31 protein-coding genes are annotated in these 24418 nt (G+C 61.2%); 17 read left to right on the top strand and 14 right to left on the bottom strand.

The annotated features are described in order from the left end of the window. Positions 1 to 13 precede the first annotated feature (13 nt). The 4 genes from F1002_RS01380 (at position 14) to slmA (ending at position 2672) form a co-directional block, all read left to right on the top strand. Positions 14 to 355, top strand: a complete 342-nt coding sequence (locus tag F1002_RS01380) for an Hsp20/alpha crystallin family protein (RefSeq protein WP_150427239.1) — start codon at positions 14 to 16, stop codon at positions 353 to 355. A gap of 82 nt (positions 356 to 437) precedes the next feature. After that, complete coding sequence (argB, locus tag F1002_RS01375) at positions 438 to 1325, top strand: acetylglutamate kinase (protein WP_150427238.1); 888 nt, start codon at positions 438 to 440, stop codon at positions 1323 to 1325. Between the two features lie 64 nt (positions 1326 to 1389). Beyond that, complete coding sequence (locus F1002_RS01370) at positions 1390 to 2028, top strand: pyrimidine 5'-nucleotidase (RefSeq protein ID WP_150427237.1); 639 nt, start codon at positions 1390 to 1392, stop codon at positions 2026 to 2028. Positions 2029 to 2063: 35 nt separating this feature from the next. Then, entirely contained in the window at positions 2064 to 2672 is a 609-nt protein-coding gene (slmA, locus tag F1002_RS01365; protein WP_150427236.1) for a nucleoid occlusion factor SlmA, read from the top strand. Between the two features lie 48 nt (positions 2673 to 2720). Here slmA and hemB read toward each other — a convergent pair whose 3' ends face one another. Beyond that, positions 2721 to 3725, bottom strand: a complete 1005-nt coding sequence (gene hemB / locus F1002_RS01360) for a porphobilinogen synthase (RefSeq protein WP_150427235.1) — start codon at positions 3723 to 3725, stop codon at positions 2721 to 2723. A 133-nt stretch (positions 3726 to 3858) separates the two neighbouring features. Further along, positions 3859 to 4521, bottom strand: coding sequence for a ribosome biogenesis GTP-binding protein YihA/YsxC (gene yihA / locus F1002_RS01355; RefSeq protein ID WP_150427234.1), 663 nt, complete (start codon positions 4519 to 4521; stop codon positions 3859 to 3861). 108 nt (positions 4522 to 4629) lie between these two features. On the opposite strand from yihA, the gene F1002_RS01350 reads away from it, so the two are divergent. From F1002_RS01350 to F1002_RS01330, 5 genes are all read left to right on the top strand, one after another. Next, entirely contained in the window at positions 4630 to 5265 is a 636-nt protein-coding gene (locus F1002_RS01350) for a cytochrome c (protein WP_150427233.1), read from the top strand. A 121-nt stretch (positions 5266 to 5386) separates the two neighbouring features. Further along, positions 5387 to 5818 (top strand): CBS domain-containing protein, encoded by a 432-nt coding sequence (locus F1002_RS01345; protein ID WP_150427232.1) that lies wholly within the window; start codon positions 5387 to 5389, stop codon positions 5816 to 5818. Position 5819: 1 nt separating this feature from the next. Beyond that, on the top strand, positions 5820 to 6662 hold the full coding sequence (locus F1002_RS01340) for an HDOD domain-containing protein (protein ID WP_150427231.1): 843 nt from the start codon (positions 5820 to 5822) through the stop codon (positions 6660 to 6662). A gap of 98 nt (positions 6663 to 6760) precedes the next feature. Beyond that, positions 6761 to 7714: a protein-methionine-sulfoxide reductase catalytic subunit MsrP gene (gene msrP, locus F1002_RS01335; protein ID WP_150427230.1), complete on the top strand. Its 954-nt coding sequence runs from the start codon at positions 6761 to 6763 to the stop codon at positions 7712 to 7714. 1 nt (position 7715) lies between these two features. Beyond that, positions 7716 to 8381, top strand: a complete 666-nt coding sequence (locus tag F1002_RS01330; RefSeq protein WP_150427229.1) for a sulfite oxidase heme-binding subunit YedZ — start codon at positions 7716 to 7718, stop codon at positions 8379 to 8381. A gap of 11 nt (positions 8382 to 8392) precedes the next feature. On the opposite strand, the gene F1002_RS01325 is transcribed toward F1002_RS01330, so the two are convergent. Both F1002_RS01325 and bioB read right to left on the bottom strand, forming a co-directional pair. Further along, positions 8393 to 9271, bottom strand: coding sequence for a methyltransferase domain-containing protein (locus F1002_RS01325; RefSeq protein ID WP_150427228.1), 879 nt, complete (start codon positions 9269 to 9271; stop codon positions 8393 to 8395). Next, complete coding sequence (bioB, locus tag F1002_RS01320; RefSeq protein ID WP_150427227.1) at positions 9268 to 10254, bottom strand: biotin synthase BioB; 987 nt, start codon at positions 10252 to 10254, stop codon at positions 9268 to 9270. Before bioB ends, F1002_RS01325 begins: the two co-directional genes overlap by 4 nt. Positions 10255 to 10338: 84 nt before the next feature. Between bioB and F1002_RS01315 the strand changes: the two genes are divergently transcribed. Continuing rightward, entirely contained in the window at positions 10339 to 11055 is a 717-nt protein-coding gene (locus tag F1002_RS01315; protein ID WP_223879416.1) for a ComF family protein, read from the top strand. Positions 11056 to 11099: 44 nt separating this feature from the next. Beyond that, positions 11100 to 11564: a tRNA (cytidine(34)-2'-O)-methyltransferase gene (locus F1002_RS01310; protein ID WP_150427225.1), complete on the top strand. Its 465-nt coding sequence runs from the start codon at positions 11100 to 11102 to the stop codon at positions 11562 to 11564. Here the strand turns inward: F1002_RS01310 and F1002_RS01305 are convergent. The 6 genes from F1002_RS01305 to F1002_RS01280 are packed head-to-tail and all read right to left on the bottom strand — an operon-like array spanning position 11561 to position 14496. Then, on the bottom strand, positions 11561 to 12550 hold the full coding sequence (locus F1002_RS01305; protein ID WP_150427224.1) for an NAD(P)H-dependent glycerol-3-phosphate dehydrogenase: 990 nt from the start codon (positions 12548 to 12550) through the stop codon (positions 11561 to 11563). The genes F1002_RS01310 and F1002_RS01305 overlap by 4 nt on opposite strands. After that, positions 12547 to 12987 carry an SH3 domain-containing protein gene (locus tag F1002_RS01300; RefSeq protein ID WP_223879415.1) on the bottom strand — a complete coding sequence of 147 codons (441 nt, stop codon included), beginning with the start codon at positions 12985 to 12987 and terminating at the stop codon, positions 12547 to 12549. The genes F1002_RS01305 and F1002_RS01300 overlap by 4 nt, the downstream gene beginning before the upstream one ends. Positions 12988 to 12998: 11 nt before the next feature. Continuing rightward, positions 12999 to 13460 (bottom strand): protein-export chaperone SecB, encoded by a 462-nt coding sequence (gene secB / locus F1002_RS01295; protein WP_150427222.1) that lies wholly within the window; start codon positions 13458 to 13460, stop codon positions 12999 to 13001. Between the two features lie 32 nt (positions 13461 to 13492). Next, entirely contained in the window at positions 13493 to 13753 is a 261-nt protein-coding gene (gene grxC, locus F1002_RS01290) for a glutaredoxin 3 (protein ID WP_150427221.1), read from the bottom strand. Further along, positions 13750 to 14169, bottom strand: a complete 420-nt coding sequence (locus tag F1002_RS01285; protein WP_150427220.1) for a rhodanese-like domain-containing protein — start codon at positions 14167 to 14169, stop codon at positions 13750 to 13752. The genes grxC and F1002_RS01285 overlap by 4 nt, the downstream gene beginning before the upstream one ends. Positions 14170 to 14178: 9 nt before the next feature. Further along, positions 14179 to 14496, bottom strand: a complete 318-nt coding sequence (locus F1002_RS01280) for a helix-turn-helix transcriptional regulator (protein WP_150427219.1) — start codon at positions 14494 to 14496, stop codon at positions 14179 to 14181. A 75-nt stretch (positions 14497 to 14571) separates the two neighbouring features. Between F1002_RS01280 and F1002_RS01275 the strand changes: the two genes are divergently transcribed. The 4 genes from F1002_RS01275 (at position 14572) to F1002_RS01260 (ending at position 18726) form a co-directional block, all read left to right on the top strand. After that, the gene (locus F1002_RS01275; protein WP_150427218.1) at positions 14572 to 15987 is read left to right on the top strand and encodes a murein hydrolase activator EnvC; all 1416 of its coding nucleotides are present in this window, start codon (positions 14572 to 14574) and stop codon (positions 15985 to 15987) included. Next, on the top strand, positions 15984 to 17408 hold the full coding sequence (locus F1002_RS01270) for a S41 family peptidase (RefSeq protein ID WP_150427217.1): 1425 nt from the start codon (positions 15984 to 15986) through the stop codon (positions 17406 to 17408). The genes F1002_RS01275 and F1002_RS01270 overlap by 4 nt, the downstream gene beginning before the upstream one ends. A gap of 22 nt (positions 17409 to 17430) precedes the next feature. Continuing rightward, a complete protein-coding gene (locus tag F1002_RS01265) occupies positions 17431 to 17832 on the top strand; it encodes a hypothetical protein (RefSeq protein WP_150427216.1) in 402 nt (133 codons plus the stop codon). 66 nt (positions 17833 to 17898) lie between these two features. After that, entirely contained in the window at positions 17899 to 18726 is an 828-nt protein-coding gene (locus F1002_RS01260) for a molybdopterin-synthase adenylyltransferase MoeB (protein ID WP_223879414.1), read from the top strand. Here F1002_RS01260 and ribD read toward each other — a convergent pair. The 4 genes from ribD to F1002_RS01240 all read right to left on the bottom strand — a co-directional run bounded on the left by ribD (position 18641) and on the right by F1002_RS01240 (position 22181). Further along, a complete protein-coding gene (gene ribD, locus F1002_RS01255; RefSeq protein ID WP_150427215.1) occupies positions 18641 to 19729 on the bottom strand; it encodes a bifunctional diaminohydroxyphosphoribosylaminopyrimidine deaminase/5-amino-6-(5-phosphoribosylamino)uracil reductase RibD in 1089 nt (362 codons plus the stop codon). The two genes, F1002_RS01260 and ribD, sit on opposite strands and share 86 nt — an antisense overlap. Then, a complete protein-coding gene (nrdR, locus tag F1002_RS01250) occupies positions 19726 to 20190 on the bottom strand; it encodes a transcriptional regulator NrdR (RefSeq protein ID WP_150427214.1) in 465 nt (154 codons plus the stop codon). Before nrdR ends, ribD begins: the two co-directional genes overlap by 4 nt. Positions 20191 to 20274: 84 nt before the next feature. After that, positions 20275 to 21525, bottom strand: a complete 1251-nt coding sequence (glyA, locus tag F1002_RS01245) for a serine hydroxymethyltransferase (protein WP_150427213.1) — start codon at positions 21523 to 21525, stop codon at positions 20275 to 20277. A gap of 41 nt (positions 21526 to 21566) precedes the next feature. Next, complete coding sequence (locus F1002_RS01240; RefSeq protein WP_255584420.1) at positions 21567 to 22181, bottom strand: histidine phosphatase family protein; 615 nt, start codon at positions 22179 to 22181, stop codon at positions 21567 to 21569. Positions 22182 to 22325: 144 nt separating this feature from the next. On the opposite strand from F1002_RS01240, the gene F1002_RS01235 reads away from it, so the two are divergent. Both F1002_RS01235 and F1002_RS01230 read left to right on the top strand, forming a co-directional pair. After that, entirely contained in the window at positions 22326 to 22919 is a 594-nt protein-coding gene (locus F1002_RS01235; RefSeq protein ID WP_150427211.1) for a TRAP transporter small permease subunit, read from the top strand. Beyond that, positions 22919 to 24382, top strand: coding sequence for a TRAP transporter large permease subunit (locus tag F1002_RS01230; protein WP_150427210.1), 1464 nt, complete (start codon positions 22919 to 22921; stop codon positions 24380 to 24382). Before F1002_RS01235 ends, F1002_RS01230 begins: the two co-directional genes overlap by 1 nt. Positions 24383 to 24418: the final 36 nt, after the last annotated feature.

Raw genomic sequence — 24418 nt, 5'->3', positions numbered from 1 at the left:
CCAGGAGATTAGCATGGCAGACATCACCCGTACCGCCGTGTTCGACGACCCGTTCTGCAGTTTTTTCTTGCGCCCAGTCGCGTTCAACGGAATTCCGGCGCAAACCCCATCGATCAAGATGGACGTCAAGGAACAAGGCGATAGCTATCTCGTTCACGCCGAACTTCCCGGTGTGAAGAAGGAGGGGGACCGCCTGTTGGGCTCGGAACGCCGTTTCGATGAGGTATCGCGCTCCTTCCAGCCAGAGCAGAACCTGGACGACACCAAGGCCAGCGCCCGACTCAACGATGACATACTGGAACTCACCTTGCTCAAACGCACCACCAATCCCAGCAAACGACTGACAATCGCTTGAGCCCCCATCGCCCCCCAAAGGCCGGACCCCGCTCCGGCCTTTTTCTTTGTACAATCCGCGGCGATTCCATCAGGAGCACGCCATGAGCATCGAAGACCTCTCCCCCGGCACGAAGGCCGCCGTCCTGGCCGAAGCCCTCCCTTACATCAAGCGCTTCCACGGCAAGACCATCGTCGTCAAATACGGCGGAAACGCCATGACCGACGAGCATCTGAAAAACTGCTTCGCTCGCGATGTCGTCCTGCTCGAACTGATCGGCTTCAACATCGTTGTCGTGCACGGTGGCGGCCCGCAGATCGAAAACCTGCTCAGCCGCGTCGGCAAGAAGGGAGAATTCATTCAGGGGATGCGGGTTACCGACGCCGAAACCATGGAAGTCGTCGAAATGGTCCTCGGCGGCCAGGTCAACAAGGACATCGTCAACCTGATCAACCAGCATGGTGGCAAGGCCGTCGGCTTGACCGGCAAGGATGGCAACTGCATCCGCGCCAAGAAACTGATGCTGGAAAACAAGGACAACCCGGGCGACCTGATCGATGTCGGCCAGGTCGGCGAAATCACCCAGATCGACCCCTCGTTGATCGACCACCTCGACAAGGGTGCCTTCATTCCGGTCATCGCCCCGATTGGGGTCGGGGAGGAAGGGGAAACCTACAACATCAACGCCGACGTCGTCGCCGGCAAGATTGCCGAAGTGCTGAAGGCCGAAAAACTGGTTCTGCTGACCAACACGCCCGGCGTACTCGACAAGGCGGGCAACCTGATCACCGGCATCACCCCCAAGCAGATCGACGAAATGGTCGATGACGGCACGCTGTCCGGCGGCATGCTGCCCAAGATCGGATCGGCACTGGACGCCGCACGCAACGGCGTCAAAGGCGTGCATATCATCGACGGCCGCGTCGAACACGCGCTGCTTCTCGAAATACTGACCGACCACGGCGTCGGGACGATGATCAAGTCGCACTGACCCACAGCATCGCCTTCAAAGCCCGCGCAAGCGGGCTTTTTCAATGGCTCACCGAGCGCCTCCGATGAAAAGAAATGTCTGGATCTTTGACCTCGACAACACCCTGCACAATGCGTCGGCGCACATCTTCCCTCACATCAACCGGTCAATGCGCGAATACATCGAGCGCCACCTCGGTGTCGGCGCACACGAGGCAACGCGCATCCGCCAGGATTACTGGGTTCGTTACGGTGCGACGCTGTTGGGATTGATACGCCATCACCGGACCGACCCGGATCACTTTCTGCACGAGACTCATCAATTCCCTGATCTGAAACGCATGCTCGTTTTCGACAAACCACTGGCCCACGCCCTGCGCCGACTGCCCGGCCGAAAAATCGTCTTTTCCAATGGCCCGCGCCGGTACGCCGAAGCAGTCCTCGACATCACCGGCCTGCGGCAGTGCTTTGATACCGTTTACGCCGTCGAAAACGTTCGCTATCAACCCAAACCCATGCGCGCCGGATTTCTCGCGCTGCTTCGCGCCGAGCGGCTCGACCCGCGCAACTGCATCATGGTCGAAGACAGCCTGCCCAACCTCGTTACGGCCAAGAAGCTGCGCATGAAGACCGTGTGGGTGAGTACTGGCTTACGCCAGTCTCCTTTTGTCGACGTGAAGATTGCCAGCGTCCTCGATTTGCCCGGGCGCTGCACTCATCTATAATTTTCGGAAAAATCACAACCAAGGAGAGGGACACCATGGCGACAAAACCGGGCGAACGCCGCCTGAAAATCCTGCAAACACTGGCCGAAATGCTGGAACAGCCCAAAGGGGAAAAAATCACCACGGCAGCCCTGGCAGCGGCGCTCGAATGCTCCGAAGCCGCCCTCTACCGACACTTCGCCAGCAAAGCCCAGATGTTCGAGGGCCTCATCGAATTTATCGAGGCCAGCCTGTTCGGCGTCATCAACCAGATCACCTCGGAGGAAAGCGAGGGCCTCAAACAGGTCGAACTGATCATCGGCCTGTTGCTCCGTTTTGCCCAAAAGAACCGCGGCATGACCCGTGTCCTGATTGGTGACGCGCTGGTCAACGAAAACGAGCGCCTGCAGGTTCGCATCAACGCCCTTCTCGACAAGATCGAAGCCGCGCTGAAGCAGGCACTGCGCATTGCCGCCACACAGGAAAACCTCAAGCCGGACGCCGATTTCGGCGCCCTGGCCAATCTGCTGCGCTGCTATGCCGTCGGCCGCTGGGAGCAGTATGCCCGCAGCGGCTTCAGCCGCGAGCCGCTGGCCCAATGGCCGCAACAATGGCCGATGCTGTATTTCGCCTGCCTGTCGCAATCCGGCGCCCCGGGCGCCTGAAAAGACAAGGGGCGACCGCAGCCGCCCCAATAATTGACGAAGCCACGCTCAGCGCTGCAGGCACTCCGCCGCATCGAGCGCGAAATAGGTCAGGATGCCGTCGGCCCCGGCCCGCTTGAAGGCAAGCAGGCTTTCCAGCATGCACGCCTCCTCGTTCAGCCAGCCGTTCTGGGCAGCAGCCTTGAGCATCGCGTATTCGCCGCTCACCTGATAGGCGTAGGTCGGCACCTTGAACTCGTCTTTCACGCGGCGCACGATGTCGAGATAGGGCATGCCCGGCTTGACCATGACCATGTCGGCCCCTTCCTCAAGGTCGAGCGCCACTTCGCGCAAGGCCTCGTCCGTATTGGCCGGATCCATCTGGTAGGTGTACTTGTTGCCCTTGCCTAGATTACCGGCCGAGCCCACCGCATCGCGGAAGGGGCCGTAGAAGCTGGAGGCGTACTTGGCGGAATAGGCCAGAATACGGGTGTAAATCTGGCCGGCAGACTCCAGGTCGGCACGAATCCGGCCGATGCGTCCATCCATCATGTCGGATGGCGCAACCACGTCGGCACCGGCCTGGGCGTGGCAAAGCGCCTGTTTGGCCAGCACGTCCAGAGTCTGGTCATTCAGGACATAACCGCTTTCGTCGATCAGGCCATCCTGACCGTGGCTGGTATAGGGGTCGAGCGCCACATCGGTAATCACCCCGAGATCGGGAAACTCACGCTTCAGAGCCTGGACCACACGCGGCACCAGACCGTGCGGATTGTAGGCTTCCTCCGCCCCGAGGGTTTTCAGGGAAGCATCGATCACCGGAAACAGCGCCAACGCCGGAATCCCCAGCCTGACAGCCCGCTCGGCCGTCTTCAGCAAGACGTCCAGGGACTGGCGTTCGACGCCGGGCATCGAGGCGACCTTCTCGATACGCCCCTCTCCTTCGAGCACGAAAACCGGGTAGATGAAGTCATTCGCCGTCAGCACCGACTCACGCATCAGGCGACGCGAAAAGTCATCGCGCCGCATCCGGCGCATCCGGGTTCCGGGGAAACCGCCTGTCACGACTGCCATATTGCAACCTCTAGAAATTCAGATAATAAAATTTTCGGACACCATGGAACTTATCGCTTTGACCCGCGTCAGAGTACGCAGATGGCACGCGCTGTCTCCCGCTTCACCTCCCTGAGCGGGTGCCTTGACTACGTTAGGGCATTTTGGCCCCCGGACCCCCCTTATCCGGGGGCTCTTTGTTTTCCTTGGTCTTGATTTCGATCTCCAGCCAGCTGGCCAATACCCGCTCGGCCTCTTCGACACCAGTCTTCTTCAGGCTGGAGAACAACTGCACCGAATACAGTTCGGCATCGCCCCAGGTCGCAATTTCCGCCTTCACCGAGCGCAGCACCTTGGTCTGCTCCTGGCGGCTCAGCTTGTCGGCCTTCGAGAGCATGATGTGAATCGGCCGGCCGGTTGGCCGGAACCAGTCGATCAGGCGGACGTCGAGTTCGGTAAACGGTCGGCGCGAATCCATGATGACCACCAAACCGACCAATTGATCGCGTTTGCTGAGATAAGGACCGATCAGCCCCTCCCATTGCGAGCGTATCGCCTCTGGCGCCTTGGCGAAGCCATAGCCCGGCAGGTCGACAAAATACTTGCCCTCGGCCAAGGTGAAATAGTTCAGGTGTTGTGTACGGCCCGGCGTCTTGCTGACATACGCCAGCCGGACACGTCCGGCCAGGGTATTGATGGCGGAGGACTTTCCGGCATTGGAACGACCGGCGAAGGCAACTTCGCGCAAAGCATCCTGAGGCAAATCGCGGAGATTGGCGACGGTCGTCAAAAAGACCGCGTTCTGAAACAAGGGCATAAAAAACTCCGAAGACCCGCCTAGGAGAAGGGGAAGTGATATAGAATAACAGGTTTGTAACTTCCGTTCCGGCCAAAGCGCCCATAAACGCGCATTAGGAGTTCGAAAATGATTCGTACCGCGGCAATGGCAATTCTTCTTGCCACCAGTTTCCTCACCCACGCTTCCGAAGAAGCCAAAGCCAAGGCTGACCCTGCCAAAGGCAAAGTCATCGCTGAAACCATCTGTGTCGCCTGCCATGGCGCCGATGGCAACAGCGCCGCCTCGGCCAACCCGAACCTGGCCGGGCAAGTCGAAGAATACATCTACAAGCAATTGAAGAACTTCAAGGCCGCCGACGGCAAGCCGGCAGCCCGCAACAACCCGATCATGGGCGGCATGGTTGCCGCGCTCTCCGACGACGACATGAAGAACGTCGCCGCCTGGTTTGCCAGCCAGAAGATGAAGCCGGTTGCCGCCAAGGATGAGAAGCAGATCGCACTGGGCCAGAAGCTCTGGCGTCAGGGTGACTTCAAGAAGGGCGTTCCGGCCTGTGCCGGTTGCCACGGCCCGGCCGGTGCCGGTTTGCCGGCGCAGTATCCGCGCCTGGCTGGCCAGTTCCCGGAATACACCGAAGCCCAGCTGAAGACCTTCCGTACCGAAGAACGCGCCAACGACCCGGAAAAGATGATGCGCATGATCGCCGCCAAGCTCTCCGACGTCGAGATCAAGGCCGTATCCGAGTACGCCGCCGGCCTGCGCTAATCCGGCTTTGCTTCAGAAAAAGGCAGCTCCGGCTGCCTTTTTGTTTTTCGGCGCTTGGCATGCCAGGCCGCGCGGCATAGACTGAGCACTCCATCCCACCTCGGATCAGGAGACAAAACCAATGAAAACGCTCAAACAACTCCTTGCCAGTCGCACCCGCCCCCTGGCAGTCGTCACCCCCAGAGATACGGTGTTTCACGCACTAACCGTCATGGCCCAACACGACGTCGGCGCGCTGCTCGTGCTTGAAGGCGAGCAACTGGTCGGCATCTTTTCCGAGCGCGACTACGCACGCAAGATCATCCTGCAAGGCAAGAGCTCCAAGGAAACGCTCGTTCGGGAAATCATGAGCGATCGCGTCGCCTACGTCACACCCGGTACCACCATGGACGAATGCATGGCATTGATGACCGAGAAGCGCTTCCGCCACCTGCCTGTACTTTCCGAGGACGGGAGCGTAACGGGCATGATTTCGATCGGCGACCTGGTCAAGGAAACCATCAGCGACCAGAAATTCCTGATCGACCAACTGGAGCGCTACATCGCCGGCTGAGATGACAAGCGGCTTTTCTCATTTCCGTATTCTGGAAGACATCGCCCGCGACCTGTCGGGCGATGTGAACTTCCCGACATGCATGGATGCCGCCATGATGGTTCGCGACACGTTACGCGACCCGATGGTTGGCATCCCGCTGGTCGTTCGCGCGATCAGTGCCGAGCCGTTGATTTCAAGCAAACTGTTGCGGCTCGCCAACTCAGTCGCCTACAACCCCTCGGGAACGACAATCACCGACCTGGATGCGGCCGTGTCGCGATTGGGCTTCGAGGTGGTACGCACGACTTCCTTGGCCGTTGCCCTGGAGCAGATGCTCAAGTCGCGCAACCTGTCGGCCTACAACAAGATTTCGCGGGCGACCTGGGAGCACGCCATCCACGTTGCCGCCATTGCGCGCGTCCTCGCTCGCCGCCTGGGTCGAATCAATCCCGACGATGCCATGCTGGCAGGCCTGGTACACAACATCGGCATTTTCTACCTGCTGTACCGCGCTGCTGAATACGCGGAATACCGCGACACCCCGGAAGCCATGCTGGAACTGCTCGCCGGCTGGCATGAAAGCATCGGCGAAAGCCTCTTGCATATTCTGGGCATGCCGGAGCAGATCATACTGGCCGTGCGCGACCACGAGCACCTGCAGCGGGTAGAGGTGCCCTGTACGGTGTGTGATGCGCTGCATTTTGCGAACCTGCTGGCGGACGACGACATGAGCTGGCTTCCCGGCCCCTCCTTGTCACCTACCGAGGAAGCGGCCCGAACAGCCGATCGCGAACGCTATATCGACCTGCTGACCGAAGCCAGGGAAGACATCGAAGCGTTGTACGCTACGCTGGGTGGCTGAACGTCCCACCTCGAGAGTGGTCACAAGGCAACACGGAAGCAACTGTAAGAAATTGCGTCGATCGCCGACCAATCAGTACACCGCTTTCGGGAACTGACATGCTGATCCGCCACCCTCACGACATCCCTCCTTCAGACATCACCGACCCTGCACACTACGCCGCGCGCCGGAAATTCATCCAGACCTTGCTATTGGCCGGTGGTGCCGGCGCTCTGGGCATGGCTCACGGAAACCCCTTGGACAGTGTGCCGGGCGCCAGCCTGGGCAAACTGCAAAGCAGCCCGCTTTCGCTCACGGACGAGAAAGCGACGCCTCTCAAATCGGTCACCGGCTACGGCAATTTCTATGAATTCGGCCCCGACAAGGAAAGCCCGGCCAAGCACGCCCACCGGCTCCGGACACGCCCATGGAGCATCACTGTCGATGGCGAGGTCAAAACAGCGAAAACTTTCGCCATCGAAGACATCCTGAAATGGGCTCCCCTGGAGGAACGCATCTACCGCATGCGCTGCGTTGAAGGCTGGAGCGCCGTCATCCCCTGGGCCGGCTTTCCTTTCAGCGAACTGCTCAAGCGCGTCGAACCCACCGGCAACGCCAAGTTTGTCGAATTCTGGACGCTCTCCGATCCCGAGCAGATGCCCTTCACACGGATTCCCTTCCTCGACTGGCCCTACATGGAGGCGATCCGCCTGGATGAAGCATTGCACCCGCTGACCATCCTGGCCGTCGGCATGTACGGTGAGACAATGCCCAAGCAGAACGGCGCGCCGATCAGACTGGTCGTTCCCTGGAAATACGGCTTCAAGGGCGCCAAATCGATTGTCCGCATCCGCTTCGTCGAGAAACAGCCGGAAACTACGTGGACCAAGGCCGGTCCGGAAGAATACGGTTTTTACTCAAACGTTAATCCAGACGTTCCTCACAGACGCTGGAGCCAGAGCCACGAGCGTCGCCTGGGCGAGTTCTTCAAGCGCAAGACGCTGCCTTTCAATGGCTATGCGGAACAAGTGGCCAGCCTGTATGCTGGCATGGACCTGCGCAAACATTTCTGACATGCCCCCTACACCCAACGCCCGACAGCTCGCCCGGATCAAGGTCGCGCTCTTCCTGATCTGCCTGTTGCCCCTCGTCCGCCTGGGCTGGGCTGCCTATACCGGCGACTTCGGCCCCAACCCGGTCGAGTTCGTACAACGATGGACCGGCATCTGGACCTTCAACCTGCTGCTCATCACCTTGTGCGTGACTCCGCTACGGACAATCACAGGATGGCATTGGCTGACCCGCCTGCGCCGGATGCTCGGTCTGTTCTGCTTTTTCTACGCCGGCTTGCACTTCCTGTCGTTCATCGGCTTCGATCATGCCTTCGAAATCACCGACATCGCCCGCGATATCGCCAAACGCCCCTTCGTCACCGTCGGCTTCGCAGCGTTTGTGCTGCTTGTACCGCTGGCGGTGACGTCAAACCAATGGGCTATCCGCAAGCTGGGCGGACGCAAGTGGCAGGAGCTGCATCGCAACATCTACCTGATCAGTATTCTGGCTTGCGTACATTACTTCTGGCTGGTCAAGGCAACCGCCTTGCTATGGCCTCTGGGGTACTCGGTCGCCGTTGCCCTGCTGCTCGGCTGGCGAGTTCGGGAGCGCCGCCGCAAGGCCATCCCGGTGCCGCGCTTCGCGACGGCCAAACCGGTCAAATTCTTCAAGCAGAAGCCGGAGTAAGCGCCGGACGTTCAGCCCTTGCGCGGCAAGTCGAAACGCACGATTGCCCGACCATCGGGCGTCTGCTTCGGTGCGGCTTTCCAGGCGTGGCCATAGACAATCTCGAACGTGGCAGGAAGCTTGCCGTCCTGCCGCAACCGTTCGTAGGCGGCACGCGCCGTCGCCCAGGCCTGGCGGCCCGTCAGCCCGTGGCGGCGATCTTTCATGGCGCACATCGAACCGGCAGCTCGCAATTCGGTGAGCATCGCATCAAGATCGTCGTAGGTCAGCGTGATGACCTCCATATCCATCACCGGATCGGCAAAACCACAGCCGACCAGCATATCGCCAAGATCGTGCATGTCGGCAAAACGCTGGGTGTGGGCATAACCGTCACCGAATGCCGAACGCAGCTCCTTGAGCGTATCCGGACCCAGCGTCGAGAACATCAGCAGTCCGCCGACCTCCAGAACCCGATGCGCCTCGGCCAATGCCGGAATCGGATCATCCAGCCAGTGCAGCAGGAGATTGGACCAGACCAGCGCGGTCGAACGGGCGGCCAACGGAAGCTGGGCGGCATCTGCCGCGAGACGCCAGGGGTCTGATTTTTTTCCGCCTCCCAACCAACGGCGCCATCCGCTCGGCTGCAAACGCCCGGCGCGCAGCATGGCCGGAGAAAGGTCCAGGCCAATCAGCTCCGCATCGGGATAGCGCGTCATCAAGGCGGAAAAGCTGCCTCCCCGACTGCATCCGAGATCGAGTATCCGTTTCGGTTTGAGACTGACGTAGTCCAGACGCTCCTGCATCCGCCCGTCGACCTCCCGGACGAAAAAATCGGCCTCGGCATAGGCGCCGGCAACGCGGGAGAAACGTCGACCGACCTGCTGCCGGTCGACGAAGCCAGCACTCAAACTGCCTTGATACCCAAACGGGCAAACAAGGCATCGTCCCGCTCGATGTCCGGATTACCGGTGGTCAGCAGAAAATCGCCGTAGAACATCGAGTTGGCGCCAGCCAGGAAGCACAGGGCCTGCAGCTCGTCGCTCATCTCCTGGCGGCCGGCCGACAGACGCACCCAGGAGGTCGGCATGGTGATGCGAGCAGCCGCGATGGTGCGTACGAACTCGAACGGGTCGAGACGCGGGTTGTCGGCCAGCGGCGTTCCCGGAATCGGGACCAGATTGTTGATCGGCACGGACTCCGGCGGCTTCGGCAGGTTGGCCAGTTGCACGATCAGGGCCGCACGGTTCTTGCGGGACTCGCCCATGCCGATAATGCCGCCCGAACAGACGTTGATGCCGGCATCGCGCACCTGATCCAGAGTATCCAGGCGGTCATCGTGCGTATGGGTCTTGATGACCTGGCCGTAGAACTCCTTGTCGGTATCCAGGTTATGGTTGTAGTAGTCGAGACCGGCTTCCTTGAGCTTTTCCGCCTGGCCTTCCTTGAGCATGCCGAGGGTCACGCAAGTCTGCATGCCAAGGGCCTTCACCTCACGCACCATGTCCAGCACGCGGTCGAGATCGTTGTCCTTCGGACCTTTCCAGGCGGCACCCATGCAGAAGCGGGAAGCGCCCTTGTCCTTGGCGGCCTTGGCGGCAGCGACGACTTCGTCGAGCGGCATCAGGCGCTCGCGGGCGGTATCCGTCTCATAGCGCGCCGACTGCGAGCAATAGCTGCAATCCTCCGAACAACCGCCGGTCTTGACCGACAGCAAGGTCGAACGCTGAATGGCATTCGGATCGAAATGCTCGCGATGCACTTCCTGGGCACGCCAGATCAAATCCATCAGCGGCATGTCGTAGAGGGCGAGAACATCCTCGACAGCCCAGCGACGGCCGTTGGTCGCGGACTTGGTATCACAGGAAACAGCGGCGAGGGAGCTAGCTTGCATGAGAGGCCTTGCGTGAGAAAATGCTATAAGAATCAGATGCGAAGCGCATCGGTAATTATGAATTATCGCGGACAGTTCATCGGAATGTCAATTTTACCCTACCCGTCTCTTATCAAGGCAGCCAGCCGTCGCATAGCCACCCGGCTCTTGCCGGGCAGTTGCCTGCTTTGCGGCGCCGACAGCAACAACGAAGCGATTTGCCCGCCTTGCCGATCCGACCTTCCACTGCCGCCACCCCGAACCTGCCCCATCTGTGCCGACCGGACCACCCATGGGGAACGCTGCGGTGCCTGCCTGAAAGACCCGCCTCATTTCGACCGGACCGTCGCGGCATTCCGCTACGACTTTCCTCTCGACCGCGTCATTCATGCCCTGAAATACGGGCATCAGCTGGCACTCGCCCAATGGTTCGCGGCACAAATGCAAGTCAGCCTCACAGACCATGCTTGCGACCGGATAGTTCCCCTCCCGCTGCACGTTGATCGCTTGCGCGAGCGCGGCTTCAATCAAGCGGGCGAAATCGCCAAGGCGCTCGGCGCACTGCTCGACCTCCCGGTCGACCTTCAAACGCTTGTGCGCACGCGCGCCACGCCCTCCCAGGCCGATCTGACGGACAAGGAGCGCCTGCGCAATGTGCGCGGCGCATTCGAATGCGGGGGCGACCTCAGCCAGCAGCGCTTGCTGCTGATCGACGATGTGATGACCACCGGGGCCACGGCCAACGAATGTGCCCGTACCCTGAAAATTCATGGAGCCCGCTCGGTGACCGTTGCCGTCGCGGCCCGTGCGTTCAAGCACTGAATTCATGCTTTAATCCGCCACCCTCAATTCAGGAATATCGCTGCGTGTTCGCCGTCGTTCTTTTTCAGCCGGAAATCCCCCCCAATACCGGCAACATCATTCGCATGTGCGCCAATACCGGGGCGGAACTGCATCTGGTCGAACCGCTCGGGTTCGACATCAGCGACAAGTCGTGCCGCCGAGCCGGACTCGATTACCACGAGTACGCTCGTGTCGCGCGCTATGCCGACTGGGCGGCGTGCAAGCAGGCCCTCGCCGGCCGACGCCTGTTCGCCATGACGACCAAGGGCAAGGCCAGCCCTTACACCACGACGTTTCTGGAAAACGATGTCTTTGTATTCGGGCGGGAGACCAGCGGCCTGCCGCCCGAGATCATGGCCGAGTTCAACCAGGAAAACCGCCTGCGCCTGCCCATGCTGGAGGGACAACGTTCGCTGAACCTGTCCAATGCTGCTGCCGTCACCGTCTTCGAAGCCTGGCGGCAGCTTGGCTTCCCCGGAACGACCTAAGCCAGCTCTTCGCGCGGGTCGCGCGCCATCAGCTGCTCCACCGCCTGCGCTGCCGTCAGACGGCCGTCGAGAACGGCAGCGACGGCAACACCGATAGGCATATCGACGGCAAGCGTCTTCGACAGCCGATCAACTTCGCGCGCGGTATAGACACCTTCCGCGACATGCCCCAGCTCCTCCAGTATCTGCGGCAGCAACTTGTTCTGTGCCAGCGCCAGACCAACGCGCCGGTTGCGCGACAGGTCGCCGGTACAGGTCAGGATCAGGTCGCCCATGCCGGCCAGGCCCATGAAGGTCTGGCGGTCGGCGCCCAAGGCCAGCCCCAGGCGGGCGATTTCGGCCAGCCCTCTGGTCATCAGCGCGGCGCGGGAATTCAGGCCCAAACCGAGGCCGTCGCAAACACCAGTGGCAATTGCCAGCACGTTCTTGACCGCACCGCCGACCTCGACGCCGATCAGATCGTCATTGGCGTAGATACGCAGGCGCGTTGTATGCAGCTGACGCGCTGCCTCGCGAGCGAATGCCGGATCGTTGGCGGCAAGCGCAACGGCCGTCGGCTGGCCGGCTGCCACTTCCTCGGCAAAGCTCGGTCCGGACAAAGCACCGCAAAGCACCGTCTGGCCCAGCACCTCGCCGACCACCTGGTGCGGCAGCTTGCCGCTGCCTGCCTCGAAACCTTTGCAAACCCAAATAACCGGCGTACTGCAACCCAGTTCCTTGAGACGCTCCGCCGTCGGCCGCAACCCGGCAGTCGGCGTCGCGATGACCAGCAACTCCGCTCCGGCTACGGCCGCGGCAAAGTCGGTCGAAACCGCTACCGACTCCGGTAGCCGATAACCCGGGAAGAAACGTCGATTTTCGCGGCTGGACAACAACTCCGCCGCCACGTCTTCTTCACGCGACCATAGGGTCACCGCATGCTTGCCGGCAAAGGCAATCGCCAGCGCGGTACCCCATGCGCCGGCCCCGAGCAGCGTGATCTTCATAGACCCCAGACCTGTGTCGAACGAATATAGCCCGTCGCGCCATCGCGATGGCGGACCTTCGCCCAACCCGCCGAAGCAGGCTCGATAAATTCGACTGCGACCCACTTGTCGAGTTCGGCCAGGATCGCTGCCTCGGGCTTGTCCGCCTGGCGAATTTCGGCTCGCGGCGCGGTCACGACCAGCGTGCGCCTATCGGCAAGATTCTTGTTTTCGATCCAGGCCAGCGTACCTTCGGCATCGCGTACCTTGAACCAGCCGTCGAGGCGGACAATCACTTCGACCGGCGTCTGCGCCTTGATCAGGTACAGCTTCTTGCCGGCCTGGGATGGCGCGTCATAGAGAATGGCGGCCGGCACGCTGACCGAACGATAGTCGATCGCCTGTGCAGCACCGGCTGTACCGACCAGCAAAAGAGCGAGAAGCGTGCGGCGCCACATGGCCATCACCTTTACTGGATCGGCACTTCGGCCGAAGCGCCGGCTTCTGCCTGCTGCAGGCGTTGCATGTACATGCTTTCGAAATTGACCGGCTGCAGGACGATCGGCTGGAAGCCAGCGCGGGAAACCGCGTCGGAAACGGCTTCGCGGGCATACGGGAAAAGGATGTTCGGGCAGGCAACGGCGATCAGCGGCTCCAGCTGCTCTTCCGGAACATTCTGGATGCGGAAGATGCCCGCTTGGCCGACTTCGACCAGGAACACGGTTTTTTCACCCATCTTGGCGGTCACGGTAACCGTCAGCACCACTTCAAAAACACCCTCGCCGACACCGCGGCCGCTGGTATTCAGCTGAATTTCGATTTGCGGCTGATCGCGCTCGAGGAAGATCTCCGGCGCGTTCGGCACTTCGAGCGACAGGTCCTTGACGTAGAGCTTTTCAATGCCGAAGACGGGCTGATCGTTTTGTTCCATGGTTTTCTTTCTGAAAAATGAATCGTTTGGGTTCAGCTTTCGAGCAGCGGCTTCAATTTGCCGGCCGCATCGAGTGCATAGAGGTCATCACAGCCACCCACATGGGTATCGCCGATGAAGATTTGCGGCACGGTGCGCCGCTGGGTTTTCTGCATCATTTCATCGCGCCGCTCGGGATCGATGTCGACACGCACCTCGTCGATCTCGGTCACGCCCCGCGCCTTCAGCAACTGCTTGGCACGCACGCAATACGGGCAAACCGCCGTGGTGTACATCAGCACGCGCGCACTCATTTTTTCTTGCCCGCCTTCTTGATCGGATAACCGGCGCCAACCCAGGCATCCACGCCACCCGCCAGGTTATAGAGCTTCTCGAAACCTTGCTTCTTGAGTTCTCCGCAAGCCTTGCTCGAACGCATGCCGGCTGCGCAGCAGACAATGAGCGGTTTGTCCTTGAACTTCTCGAGCTCGGCAACCCGCTCAGCCAGTTTGCCGGCCGGAATATTGATGGCATCCGGCAGATGACCGCCGGCAAACTCTTCGGCATCCCGAACATCAACGATCCGCGCATCCTCGCGGTTGATCAGCTGCGTCGCGGCACCCGGCGACACGCTGTTGCCGGATGGACGGGCGAAAGCCGGCCAGAGGAGGGACAAGCCGCTGACCACGACCAGCGAAATGAGCAGGATGTTCTGGTTAATGAATTCCATCGGCATCGCTCAGCCCTCCGTCCCGCAGAAAACTTCGCGCATCATGCTGACCAGTTGCAATGTGCGCTGATCGCCGACCCGGTAAAAAACGCGGTTCGCGTCCTTGCGCGTCACCAGCACGCCTTTCTCGCGCAGGATGGCAAGATGCTGTGAAATATTGCTTTGCGAGGTACCCACCGCATCGACGATTTCCTGCACGCAGGCTTCCTGTTCGCCCAGGACGCACAGAATCTTCAGGCGCAGCGGATGGGCAATCGATTTCAAGGCGCGCGCAGCCAACTCGATGTGTTCCTGCTTGTCGATCAGACTAAAGGACGGCGTTTCCAAGATAAAACCTCGTGAGCTGAGAAGGGCACATTATAAAATAGCGACTCCCGTTTAGCTTAATCGAAATCAATCTCAATGTTTTCCGGTAATCCGGCGTTCGGCAAACACCTCTGCGCGCACAGCTGCATCAGGGTGGCGACGGTGTTGATCGTTGCCATGCTGGCCACAGCAGGACCGGCGTCAGCCAAACCACCAACCGAACGCAAGACGGCCCCGGCTCCTGCGACACCGGAAATCGCCGAGAAACAGGCGGACCTCGGCGAGTTGCGCAGCCGCATCGAAGGCTTGCGCAAGGAGCTATCCAGCAGCGAGGAAAGCCGGGCCGACGCCGGCGACCGCCTGCGCGAATCCGAGCGCCAGATCTCCCGACTCCAGCGCGAACTGCACGAGCTCAACGAGCAACGTAGTCAGTCGCAGCGCAAACTGAAAAATCTCGAACAGCAGTCCCAGGAACTGGGCGTCACGCTCGGCCAGCAACAGGCCCAGCTGGAGAAGCTGCTCTACAAACAATATCTGCGCGGCACGCCCGACTCGCTGCAATTGATCCTGAATGGCGACGACCCGAACCAGGTAGCTCGCGACCTGCACTATCTGTCGGCCATTGCCCTCACCCGCGCCGAATTGATGGGCGAGATCAACGCCACGCTGGACAAGAAAAAAGCCCTTGCCGCCGACGCCAAGGAGCGCTCCGCGGAACTGGCCGAGATTGAAGCCGAACAGCAGAAGCGCCACGCAGAATTGCAGAAGCAGCGCGAGGAACGCAAAAACCTGTACGCGCAGATATCCAGCAAGGTCAATGCCCAGCGCAAGGAAATCGGAAACCTGCAACAGAACGAAAAACGGCTGACCAACCTGATCGATCGCCTGTCCAAGATCCTGGCTGCCCAGGCCGCGCAAGCGGCCAAGGCCGCCAAGGCGGCCGAAGCAGCCCGGGCAGCCGAAGCGGCTCGTGCGGCAGCCCAGCAGCAAAGAGAGAAACACCGATCAGCCGCTGCGGAAGAGAGAGAAACCGCCCGCACGCCCGCCACCGTCGAACCGTCGCGTCCCCGCCAGGCCGAAGCCGAGAATCGCTACGAACCGGTCGCCAGCGACGGCAGTTTCTCCCGGCTACGCGGCAACTTGCGGCTGCCCGTGCGCGGCGCCGTGTCCGGGCGCTTCGGCACACCCCGTGAAGGAGGCGGCACTTGGCGAGGATTATTCATCAAGGCCGGCGCCGGCGGCGACGTCAAGGCCATCGCCAGCGGACGCGTGGTGTTCTCCGAGTGGATGCGCGGCTTCGGAAATTTGCTGATTGTCGACCATGGCGACGCCTATCTGTCGATCTACGGCAATAACGAATCGCTGCTCAAGCAGGTCGGACAACAGGTAAAGGGCGGAGAAACCGTGGCCACCGTGGGCAACAGCGGGGGCAACCCGGAATCCGGTTTATACTTTGAGCTCCGCCACCAAGGGCAACCGATCGACCCGATGAAATGGGCAAGTTTGAAATGAACAAAGCGAAAACTATCAGTCTGACTGTCGGCGCCTTCGTCGCCGGAGCCCTCATCAGCCTTCACATTCCGGCCCTGGCCGAAAAGGAAGTGAAGCCAGGCCTCCCCATCGATGAACTGCGCACTTTCGCCGAGGTTTATAGCGCCATCAAGCAAGGCTACGTCGAGCCGGTCGAAGACAAGAAGATGATCACCAATGCCATTTCCGGCATGCTCTCCAACCTCGACCCCCATTCGACCTACCTCGATGCCGATGCCTTCAAGGACCTGCAGGTCGGTACGCAGGGCGAGTTCGGTGGCCTGGGCATCGAGGTCGGCATGGAGGATGGACTGGTCAAGGTGGTTTCGCCGATCGAGGACACCCCGGCCTATCGCGCCGGCGTCAAGGCCGGCGACCTGATCTTCAAGCTCGACGAAACGCCGGTCAAGGGCCTGACCCTGTCCGAAGCCGTCAAGAAAATGCGCGGCAAACCGAAGACCCCGATCAAGCTGTCGATCATTCGCAAGGGTGAAAACAAGCCCATCGAACTGACCCTGATCCGCGAAGTCATCAAGGTGCAAAGCGTCAAATCCAAGCTCGTCGAGCCGGGCTACGGCTGGGTGCGCATCACCCAGTTCCAGGAAAACACGATTGCCGAACTGGCCAAGCATGTCGCCGGTCTGTACAAGGACGGCACCAAACTGAACGGCCTCGTGCTCGACCTGCGCAACGACCCGGGCGGCCTGCTTCACGGTGCCATCGGCGTTTCTGCCGCCTTCCTGCCGCCGGACGTGAAGGTCGTTTCGACCGACGGCCGCACCGAAGATGCCAAGCAGGAATTCAAGGCCCGCCCGCAGGACTACCAGCGCGGCACCAAGGAAGACCCGCTCAAGCTCCTGCCTATCGAAGCGAAGAATGTTCCGATGGTCGTTTTGGTCAACAGCGGCTCGGCATCGGCGTCGGAAATCGTCGCTGGCGCGCTGCAGGACCACAAACGCGCCGTCGTCGTGGGCACCCAAACGTTCGGCAAGGGTTCCGTGCAGTCCGTACTGCCGCTCCCCGGCAATACGGCAATCAAGCTGACTACCGCCCGCTACTACACGCCGGCCGGCCGCTCCATTCAGGCCAAGGGCATCACCCCGGACATCGTTGTCGAGGAGAGCGCCAACGGGAGCAGCGCGGCATCGAGCATGCGCATCCGCGAAGCCGATCTCGACCGTCACCTGAACAATGACCGCGAGAAGGAAGCCCCCAAGGCCGAACCGAAGCCGCAAGCCAAGACACCGGCCAAGTCGGGCAAGGACAAGGAGAAGGGAAGCAAGGAAGAGGCCGACGACGATCTGCCGCAGCGCCTTGAATACACCTCCAAAACCGACTATCAATTCCAGCAGGCGCTGAATCTTCTCAAGGGCCTGCAGATCATGCAGAATAAGGCGAAGTAACACTCACCGATCGGGAGGGAACATGCCAGGAACTGACCTCAAAAAGAAACGGGAAATCCTGTTCTCCAAGTTCCCCCCCGGCCAGGTCCCCGAGGCAGCCGATGACCTGCAGCGTCTGGAGGCGCTGGAGGTTCAGCGCAGGCACGAGGAGCGTTCGCTTGGCGTCAGTTACGACCTGCAGCTGCACACCCTGCGCGAACTCGACGAGCATCTGGTCGACAAAGGCTATCACCTCGACAACACCCTGCTCACCAAGCTCACCCGCGCATTGATCTATTACGTCGAAGACACCCAGCTGCACAACATGGATGCCCCGGAACGCCGTCTGAAGCGCTCCTCGCAGGAAGCCTACGTTCAGGCATGGGAGCATCACCCGCACGGCGACCACGACGACACCCCGCCGGAGTGGCGCGAATACAAGTAGTTGCCGGCCGGTTTGCCGTTGACGGCCTCACTTGCCAGCAACCCATCACAAGCCGCCAACGCACCCATGACCGACGACCAGCTACTTCGCTACAGCCGCCACATCCTGCTGGACGCCTTGGGCATTGAAGGCCAGGAACGCATTCTGGCCACCCACGCACTGATCATCGGCGCTGGCGGACTGGGCTCCCCGGCAGCCCTTTACCTGGCTTCGGCCGGGATCGGCAAGATTACGCTGGTCGATGACGACACGGTCGATTTCACCAATTTGCAGCGGCAAATCCTGCATACCCAGGCCCGTGTCGGCATGGCCAAGGCCGAATCCGGCAAGCAGGCGCTGCAGGCGATCAATCCGGAAATCAATATCGTGCCCTTGCAGCAACGTCTTTCCGGGGCTGCGCTGGATGCTCTCGTTGCCACCGCGGACCTCGTGCTCGACTGCACTGACAACTTCGCGACACGGCATGCCATCAATCGGGCCTGCGTGCATCACAAGAAGCCGCTGGTTTCTGGCGCTGCCATTCGTTTCGACGGCCAGATCAGCGTCTACGACCTGCGCCAGGACGACTCGCCGTGCTACCACTGCCTGTTTCCGGAGGGAGAGGACGTCGAGGAAGTACGTTGCGCGGTCATGGGGGTTTTCGCGCCGCTGACTGGCATCGTCGGCACCATGCAGGCCGCGGAGGCGCTCAAGCTGGCGGCTGGCATCGGTGAATCGCTGAACGGCCGGCTATTGCTGCTCGATGCTCTGGAGATGGAATGGCGTACCATCCGCTTCAAGAAAGATAGCGGCTGTACGGTTTGCGGGCCTACAAAGGACGGGCAAGCACCCGGATATCTGCCCCGACCTGACGCAGATCGCGAATCTGCAGACGGCGCTTGCCGTCTAGCGTAGCCAGTTCCGGCAGGTTGAACAGGCCGCTGGCCTCGTGGCCGATCAGGCACGGCGCCAGGTAAAGCAGCACCTCATCAACCAGGCCTTCGCGCAGCAACGAACCATTCAGCTTGAAGCCGGCTTCGGCGTGCACCTCGTTGATGCCGCGCTCGGCCAGCGCGGCGAGCAAGGCCGCCAGATCGACCTTGCCGGACGGATTGGGCAGGATCAACACGTCGGCGCCTGCCGCACGCAACTGTTCGACTTTCCCGGCATTGTCGACCGCCCCGGCAATCAGGGTGGGACCACCTTGCAGAATGCGCGCGGCGAGCGGCGTTTCCAGCCTGCTATCGACGACGACACGCAAGGGCTGGCGGGATGTTTCGACGTCACGGACGTTCAATTGCGGATCGTCGTCGCGCACCGTGCCGATACCGGTCAGAACCGCACAGGCCCGCGCCCGCCAAGCATGGCCGTCACGGCGCGCATCGGGACTGGTAATCCACTGGCTGACGCCATTGTTCAATGCCGTCTTGCCATCGAGGCTGGCCGCCACCTTCAACCGCAACCAGGGACGGCCACGGGTCATGCGCGAGACGAAGCCGATGTTCAATTCACGCGCCTCGTTTTCGAGCAGGCCACTGGCCGTTTCGATCCCGGCGGCCTGAAACAGAGCCAGGCCCTTGCCGGCGACCAGCGGATTGGGATCGGTCATCGCCGCCACGACACGTGACACGCCAGCGGTAATCAGCGCCTCGGCGCAAGGCGGCGTACGACCGTAATGGCTGCACGGCTCCAGGGTCACATAAGCGGTGGCCCCTTTAGCCTTATCGCCCGCCACGCGCAAGGCATGGACTTCGGCATGCGGCTCGCCGGCCTTCTCATGCCAGCCCTCGCCGACAACATCACCGTCGCGAACCAGCACGCAGCCGACCCGCGGATTGGGCGATGTCGTCCACAGGCCGCGCTCGGCAAGTTGCAGGGCGCGGGCCATCATGCCGTGATCGACGGCAGTAAAGCTCATTTTTTCTTGGCGGCGGGTGAAACTTCGCGGATGGCGCGGGAGAAGGCATCCACGTCTTCGAAATTGCGGTACACCGAAGCAAAGCGGATGTAGGCCACCTTGTCGAGCTTCTTCAGCTCGCGCATGACCAGCTCGCCCAATTGCTGGGTACTGACTTCACGCTCGCCGGCCGACAGCAGCATTTCCTCGATATCGGCGACGGCGGCATCGACCGATTCAATGGAAACCGGGCGCTTGCGCAGCGCCAGTTCCAGGCTGGCGCGCAGCTTGGCCCGTTGAAACTCGGTACGCAGGCCATTTTTCTTGACCACCTGCGGCAACTGAATTTCGGCACGCTCGTAGGTCGTGAAGCGCTTGTCGCAGGCATTGCACTTCCGGCGGCGACGGACGACATCACCCTCGTCGTTCAGACGGGTATCGGCGACCGCCGTGTCTTCCGCACCGCAGAAAGGACATTTCATCGTGGTTAGCTGTTGGCCATGAGGATTTGGACGGAGGATCGGCCGGATTTTCCAATCCGCTCGATCCTCAATCCTCGATCCTGATCAGGCACCGTAGACCGGGAAGCGCTTGCACAGGGCGGAAACCTTCTCGCGCACTGTGGCGGCAACCGCTTCGTCGTTCGGGGCGTCGAGCACATCGGCCACCAGGTGAGCGATCTGCTCGGCCTCGATTTCGGTGAAGCCGCGGGTCGTCATGGCCGGCGAACCGATACGGATGCCGGAGGTAACGAACGGCTTCTGCGGGTCGTTCGGGATGCCATTCTTGTTGACCGTGATGTGGGCACGACCGAGAGCAGCTTCGGCATCCTTGCCGGTGATGTTCTTGGCACGCAGGTCGACCAGGAAAACGTGGCTTTCGGTACGACCGGAAACGATGCGCAGACCGCGCTCTTCACCCAGCACCCGCGCCATGACGCGGGCGTTGTTGACCACCTGCTCCTGGTAATTGCGGAATTCCGGGGTAGCGGCCTCCTTGAAGGCAACGGCCTTGGCGGCGATGACGTGCATCAGCGGGCCGCCTTGCAGACCCGGGAAGATGGCGGAATTGAGGGCCTTTTCGTGCTCGGCCTTCATCAGGATCACGCCGCCGCGCGGGCCGCGCAGGGTCTTGTGGGTGGTCGAGGTAACCACATCGGCGAACGGCACCGGGTTCGGGTAGAAGCCGGCAGCGATCAGGCCGGCGTAATGGGCCATGTCGACCCAGAAAATGGCACCGACTTCCTTGGCGATCTTGGCGAAGCGCTCGAAATCGATGCGCAGGGCGTAGGCGGAGGCACCGGCGACGATGATCTTCGGCTTGTGCTCACGGGCCAGCGCTTCCATCTTGTCGTAGTCGATTTCTTCCTTTTCGTTCAGGCCATAGGAAACGACGTTGAACCACTTGCCGGACATGTTGAGCGCCATGCCGTGGGTCAGGTGGCCGCCTTCGGCCAAGCTCATGCCCATGATCGTGTCACCCGGCTTGGCGAAGGCCATCAGCACGGCCTGGTTGGCCTGCGAACCGGAATTCGGCTGGACGTTGGCCGCTTCGGCGCCGAACAGCTTCTTCAGGCGGTCGATGGCGATCTGCTCGGCGACATCGACGTGCTCGCAGCCGCCGTAGTAGCGCTTGCCCGGATAGCCTTCGGCATACTTGTTGGTCAGCTGGGAGCCTTGGGCTTCCATGACAGCCTTGCTGACGTAGTTTTCGGACGCGATCAGTTCGATGTGCTCTTCCTGACGCTGGTTCTCGGCTTCGATAGCCTTCCAGAGTTCGGAGTCAACTTTTGCCAGGGTGTCTTTCGCGGAAAACATGGGATAGCCTCAAGCCATTGAAGAAAAGGGGGAAGATTCTATCATGAAGGCAGTTCGTCAAGGGCGCCCGGCTCCAGGTGCTCGGTTTCGCCCCAGGTGTCGAGATGCCAACTGTCATCAACGACCGAAATCCAGTTGATGCCGGCATTGGGAATCAGGAAATCGCGCGGCATTTCCAGCGAATTGCCGCGCACGAAACGATTGATGACATCGAGCACGCCGCCGTGCAACACAACCGCCACGTTCCGTCCCGGGTGGGCGGCAGCGATCTCCTTCAGCTTGCCGGTCACCCGGGCGAACATGGCCGTCAGGCTCTCGCCATTCTCGAAGGCATAGTCGGCATTACGCCCCTCGAAGGCACCGTAGCCGTCCGGATAACGTGCCCGCGCCTCGTCGTAGGTGAGTCCCTCGAAGACGCCGTAACGCCGCTCGCGCATTTCGGGCACCGCTGTCGGCACCAGGCCGATCTCCGCACCGATGGCCTCGGCAGTGGTCCACGCCCGTTTCAGGTCGCTGCTGTAGAGCGCTGAAATTCCGGCCCGCTTCAGCCATCGGCCGGCGGCTGCGGCCTGACGGCGCCCCGTTTCGTTGAGGCCGATGTCGATTTGCCCCTGGATGCGGCGCTCCGCGTTCCATTCGGTTTCGCCGTGGCGCACCAGACAGATGCGGGTTGGGCGGTTTGTAGGGATTTCCACCATGTTCCGTCTATGACCTTCGCTGTAAATTTGGCCCACTAGGATTTTCATTAACCCCGACCAATTCAAGAAGTCGGGAATTTTATCAACCGAGGAGGAATTTTCGTGACCCTTCTGCTCAAGCTCTCGCAGCTGATCGACTGGATCAGCGAGCGAGTCGGCAAAGGCGCATTCTGGCTGATACTGCTCATGACCGTGATCAGTGCGGGCAACGCCGTGGTGCGCTTTGTGTTCAACTACAGTTCCAACGGGCTGCTGGAAATCCAGTGGTATCTGTTTGCCGCCGTTTTCCTGCTCTGCTCGCCTTACACGCTGCAGAAGAACGAACACGTCCGCATCGACGTCCTGTCCGGCAAGCTCTCGCCGCGCGGCCTGGCTGTCATCGACATCATCGGCACCCTGTTCTTCCTGCTGCCGATGGTTGTTCTGGTGCTTTATCTCTCGATCCCGCTCGTTGCCGACTCTTATCACATCAGCGAAATGTCGGCCAACGCCGGCGGCCTGATCCGCTGGCCGGTCAAGATCCTGCTGCCGATCGGCTTCACGCTGCTCGCCCTGCAAGGCATTTCCGAGCTGATCAAGCGCATCGCCTTCCTGCAAGGCCGGATCGACGACCCGAACAGCAAGAGCAAGGGTCCGAGCGCCGAAGAGGAACTGGCCGCCGCCATTGCCGCCGCCAAAGCACAGGAGGCCAAATAATGGCTGAGTTCATGATCGCCAACATGGCGCCGCTGATGTTCGGCGCCCTGGTTCTGTTCCTGCTGTTCGGCTACCCGGTTGCCTTTGCGCTCGCTGCCAACGGTATCGTCTTCGGCCTGATCGGCATCGAACTCGGCCTGCTCACGCCGGCCCTGTTCCAGGCATTGCCCGAGCGCATTTTCGGCATCATGGCCAACGACACGCTGCTGGCCATCCCCTTCTTCACCTTCATGGGATTGATTCTCGAACGATCCGGCATGGCGGAGGACCTGCTAGACACCATCGGCCAGCTGTTCGGCCCGATACGCGGCGGCCTGGCCTTTGCCGTCATCTTCGTCGGCGCACTGCTCGCCGCGACGACCGGCGTGGTCGCTGCCTCCGTCATCTCGATGGGCCTGATCTCGCTGCCGATCATGCTGCGCTACGGCTACGACAAGCGCCTGGCCTCCGGTGTCATCGCCGCTTCCGGCACGCTGGCCCAGATCATCCCACCGTCCCTGGTGCTGATCATCATGGCCGACCAGCTCGGTCGCTCCGTGGGCGACATGTATGAAGGCGCCATGGTGCCGGGCCTCGTACTGACCGGACTCTACGTCGGCTACGTCGCCCTGCTCGCCCTCTTCAAACCCTCGAGCTGCCCGGCCCTGCCGCCGGAAGCCCGCACCCTGCGCGGCGCCAAGCTGTTCCTGCGCGTCATCACCACGCTGGTCCCGCCGCTGGTACTGATCTTCCTGGTTCTCGGCACCATCTTCCTCGGTATCGCAACGCCGACCGAAGGCGGCGCCATGGGTGCGGCCGGCGCGCTGATCCTGGCCATTGCCCGCAGACGGATTTCCTTCAAGCTGCTCAAGCAAGCCATGGAAACCACCGGCAAGCTGTCGTCCTTCGTGGTCTTCATCCTGGTCGGCTCGACGGTATTCGGCTTGGTCTTCCGCGGTGTCGACGGCGACCTGTGGGTCGAACACCTGCTGCTCGGCCTGCCGGGCGGCCAGGTCGGCTTCCTGATCGTGGTCAACATCCTGGTCTTCGTGCTGGCCTTCTTCCTCGACTTCTTCGAACTGTCGTTCATCATCGTGCCGCTGCTCGCACCGGTGGCCGACAAGCTGGGCATCGACCTGGTCTGGTTCGGCGTCTTGCTCGCGGTCAACATGCAGACCTCGTTCATGCACCCGCCGTTCGGTTTCGCGCTGTTCTACCTGCGCTCGGTCGCGCCAAGCTCGGTCAAGACCACCGACATCTACTGGGGTGCCATACCGTTCGTCTGTATCCAGATCCTGATGGTTGCCATCATCATCATCTTCCCGAACATCGTGAGCTACGGCGATCCGGAGGAAAAGGCCCGGATCGAACAACAAGGCGAAGTGGACCTGAGCACCATGATGCAGGATGGCGACAGCACCAAGGCGCCCACGGAGGATTCGGCAGCCGATCTGCTGAAAAACCTGCAGAGCGAAAACAAGTAAGCTTTATCGACACGGAACCAACTTCAGCGGGGCACA

It is taken from the genome of Dechloromonas sp. CZR5, from assembly GCF_008711155.1.
Taxonomy (GTDB): domain Bacteria; phylum Pseudomonadota; class Gammaproteobacteria; order Burkholderiales; family Rhodocyclaceae; genus Azonexus.
This window is presented reverse-complemented; position numbering and strand designations above follow the sequence as displayed.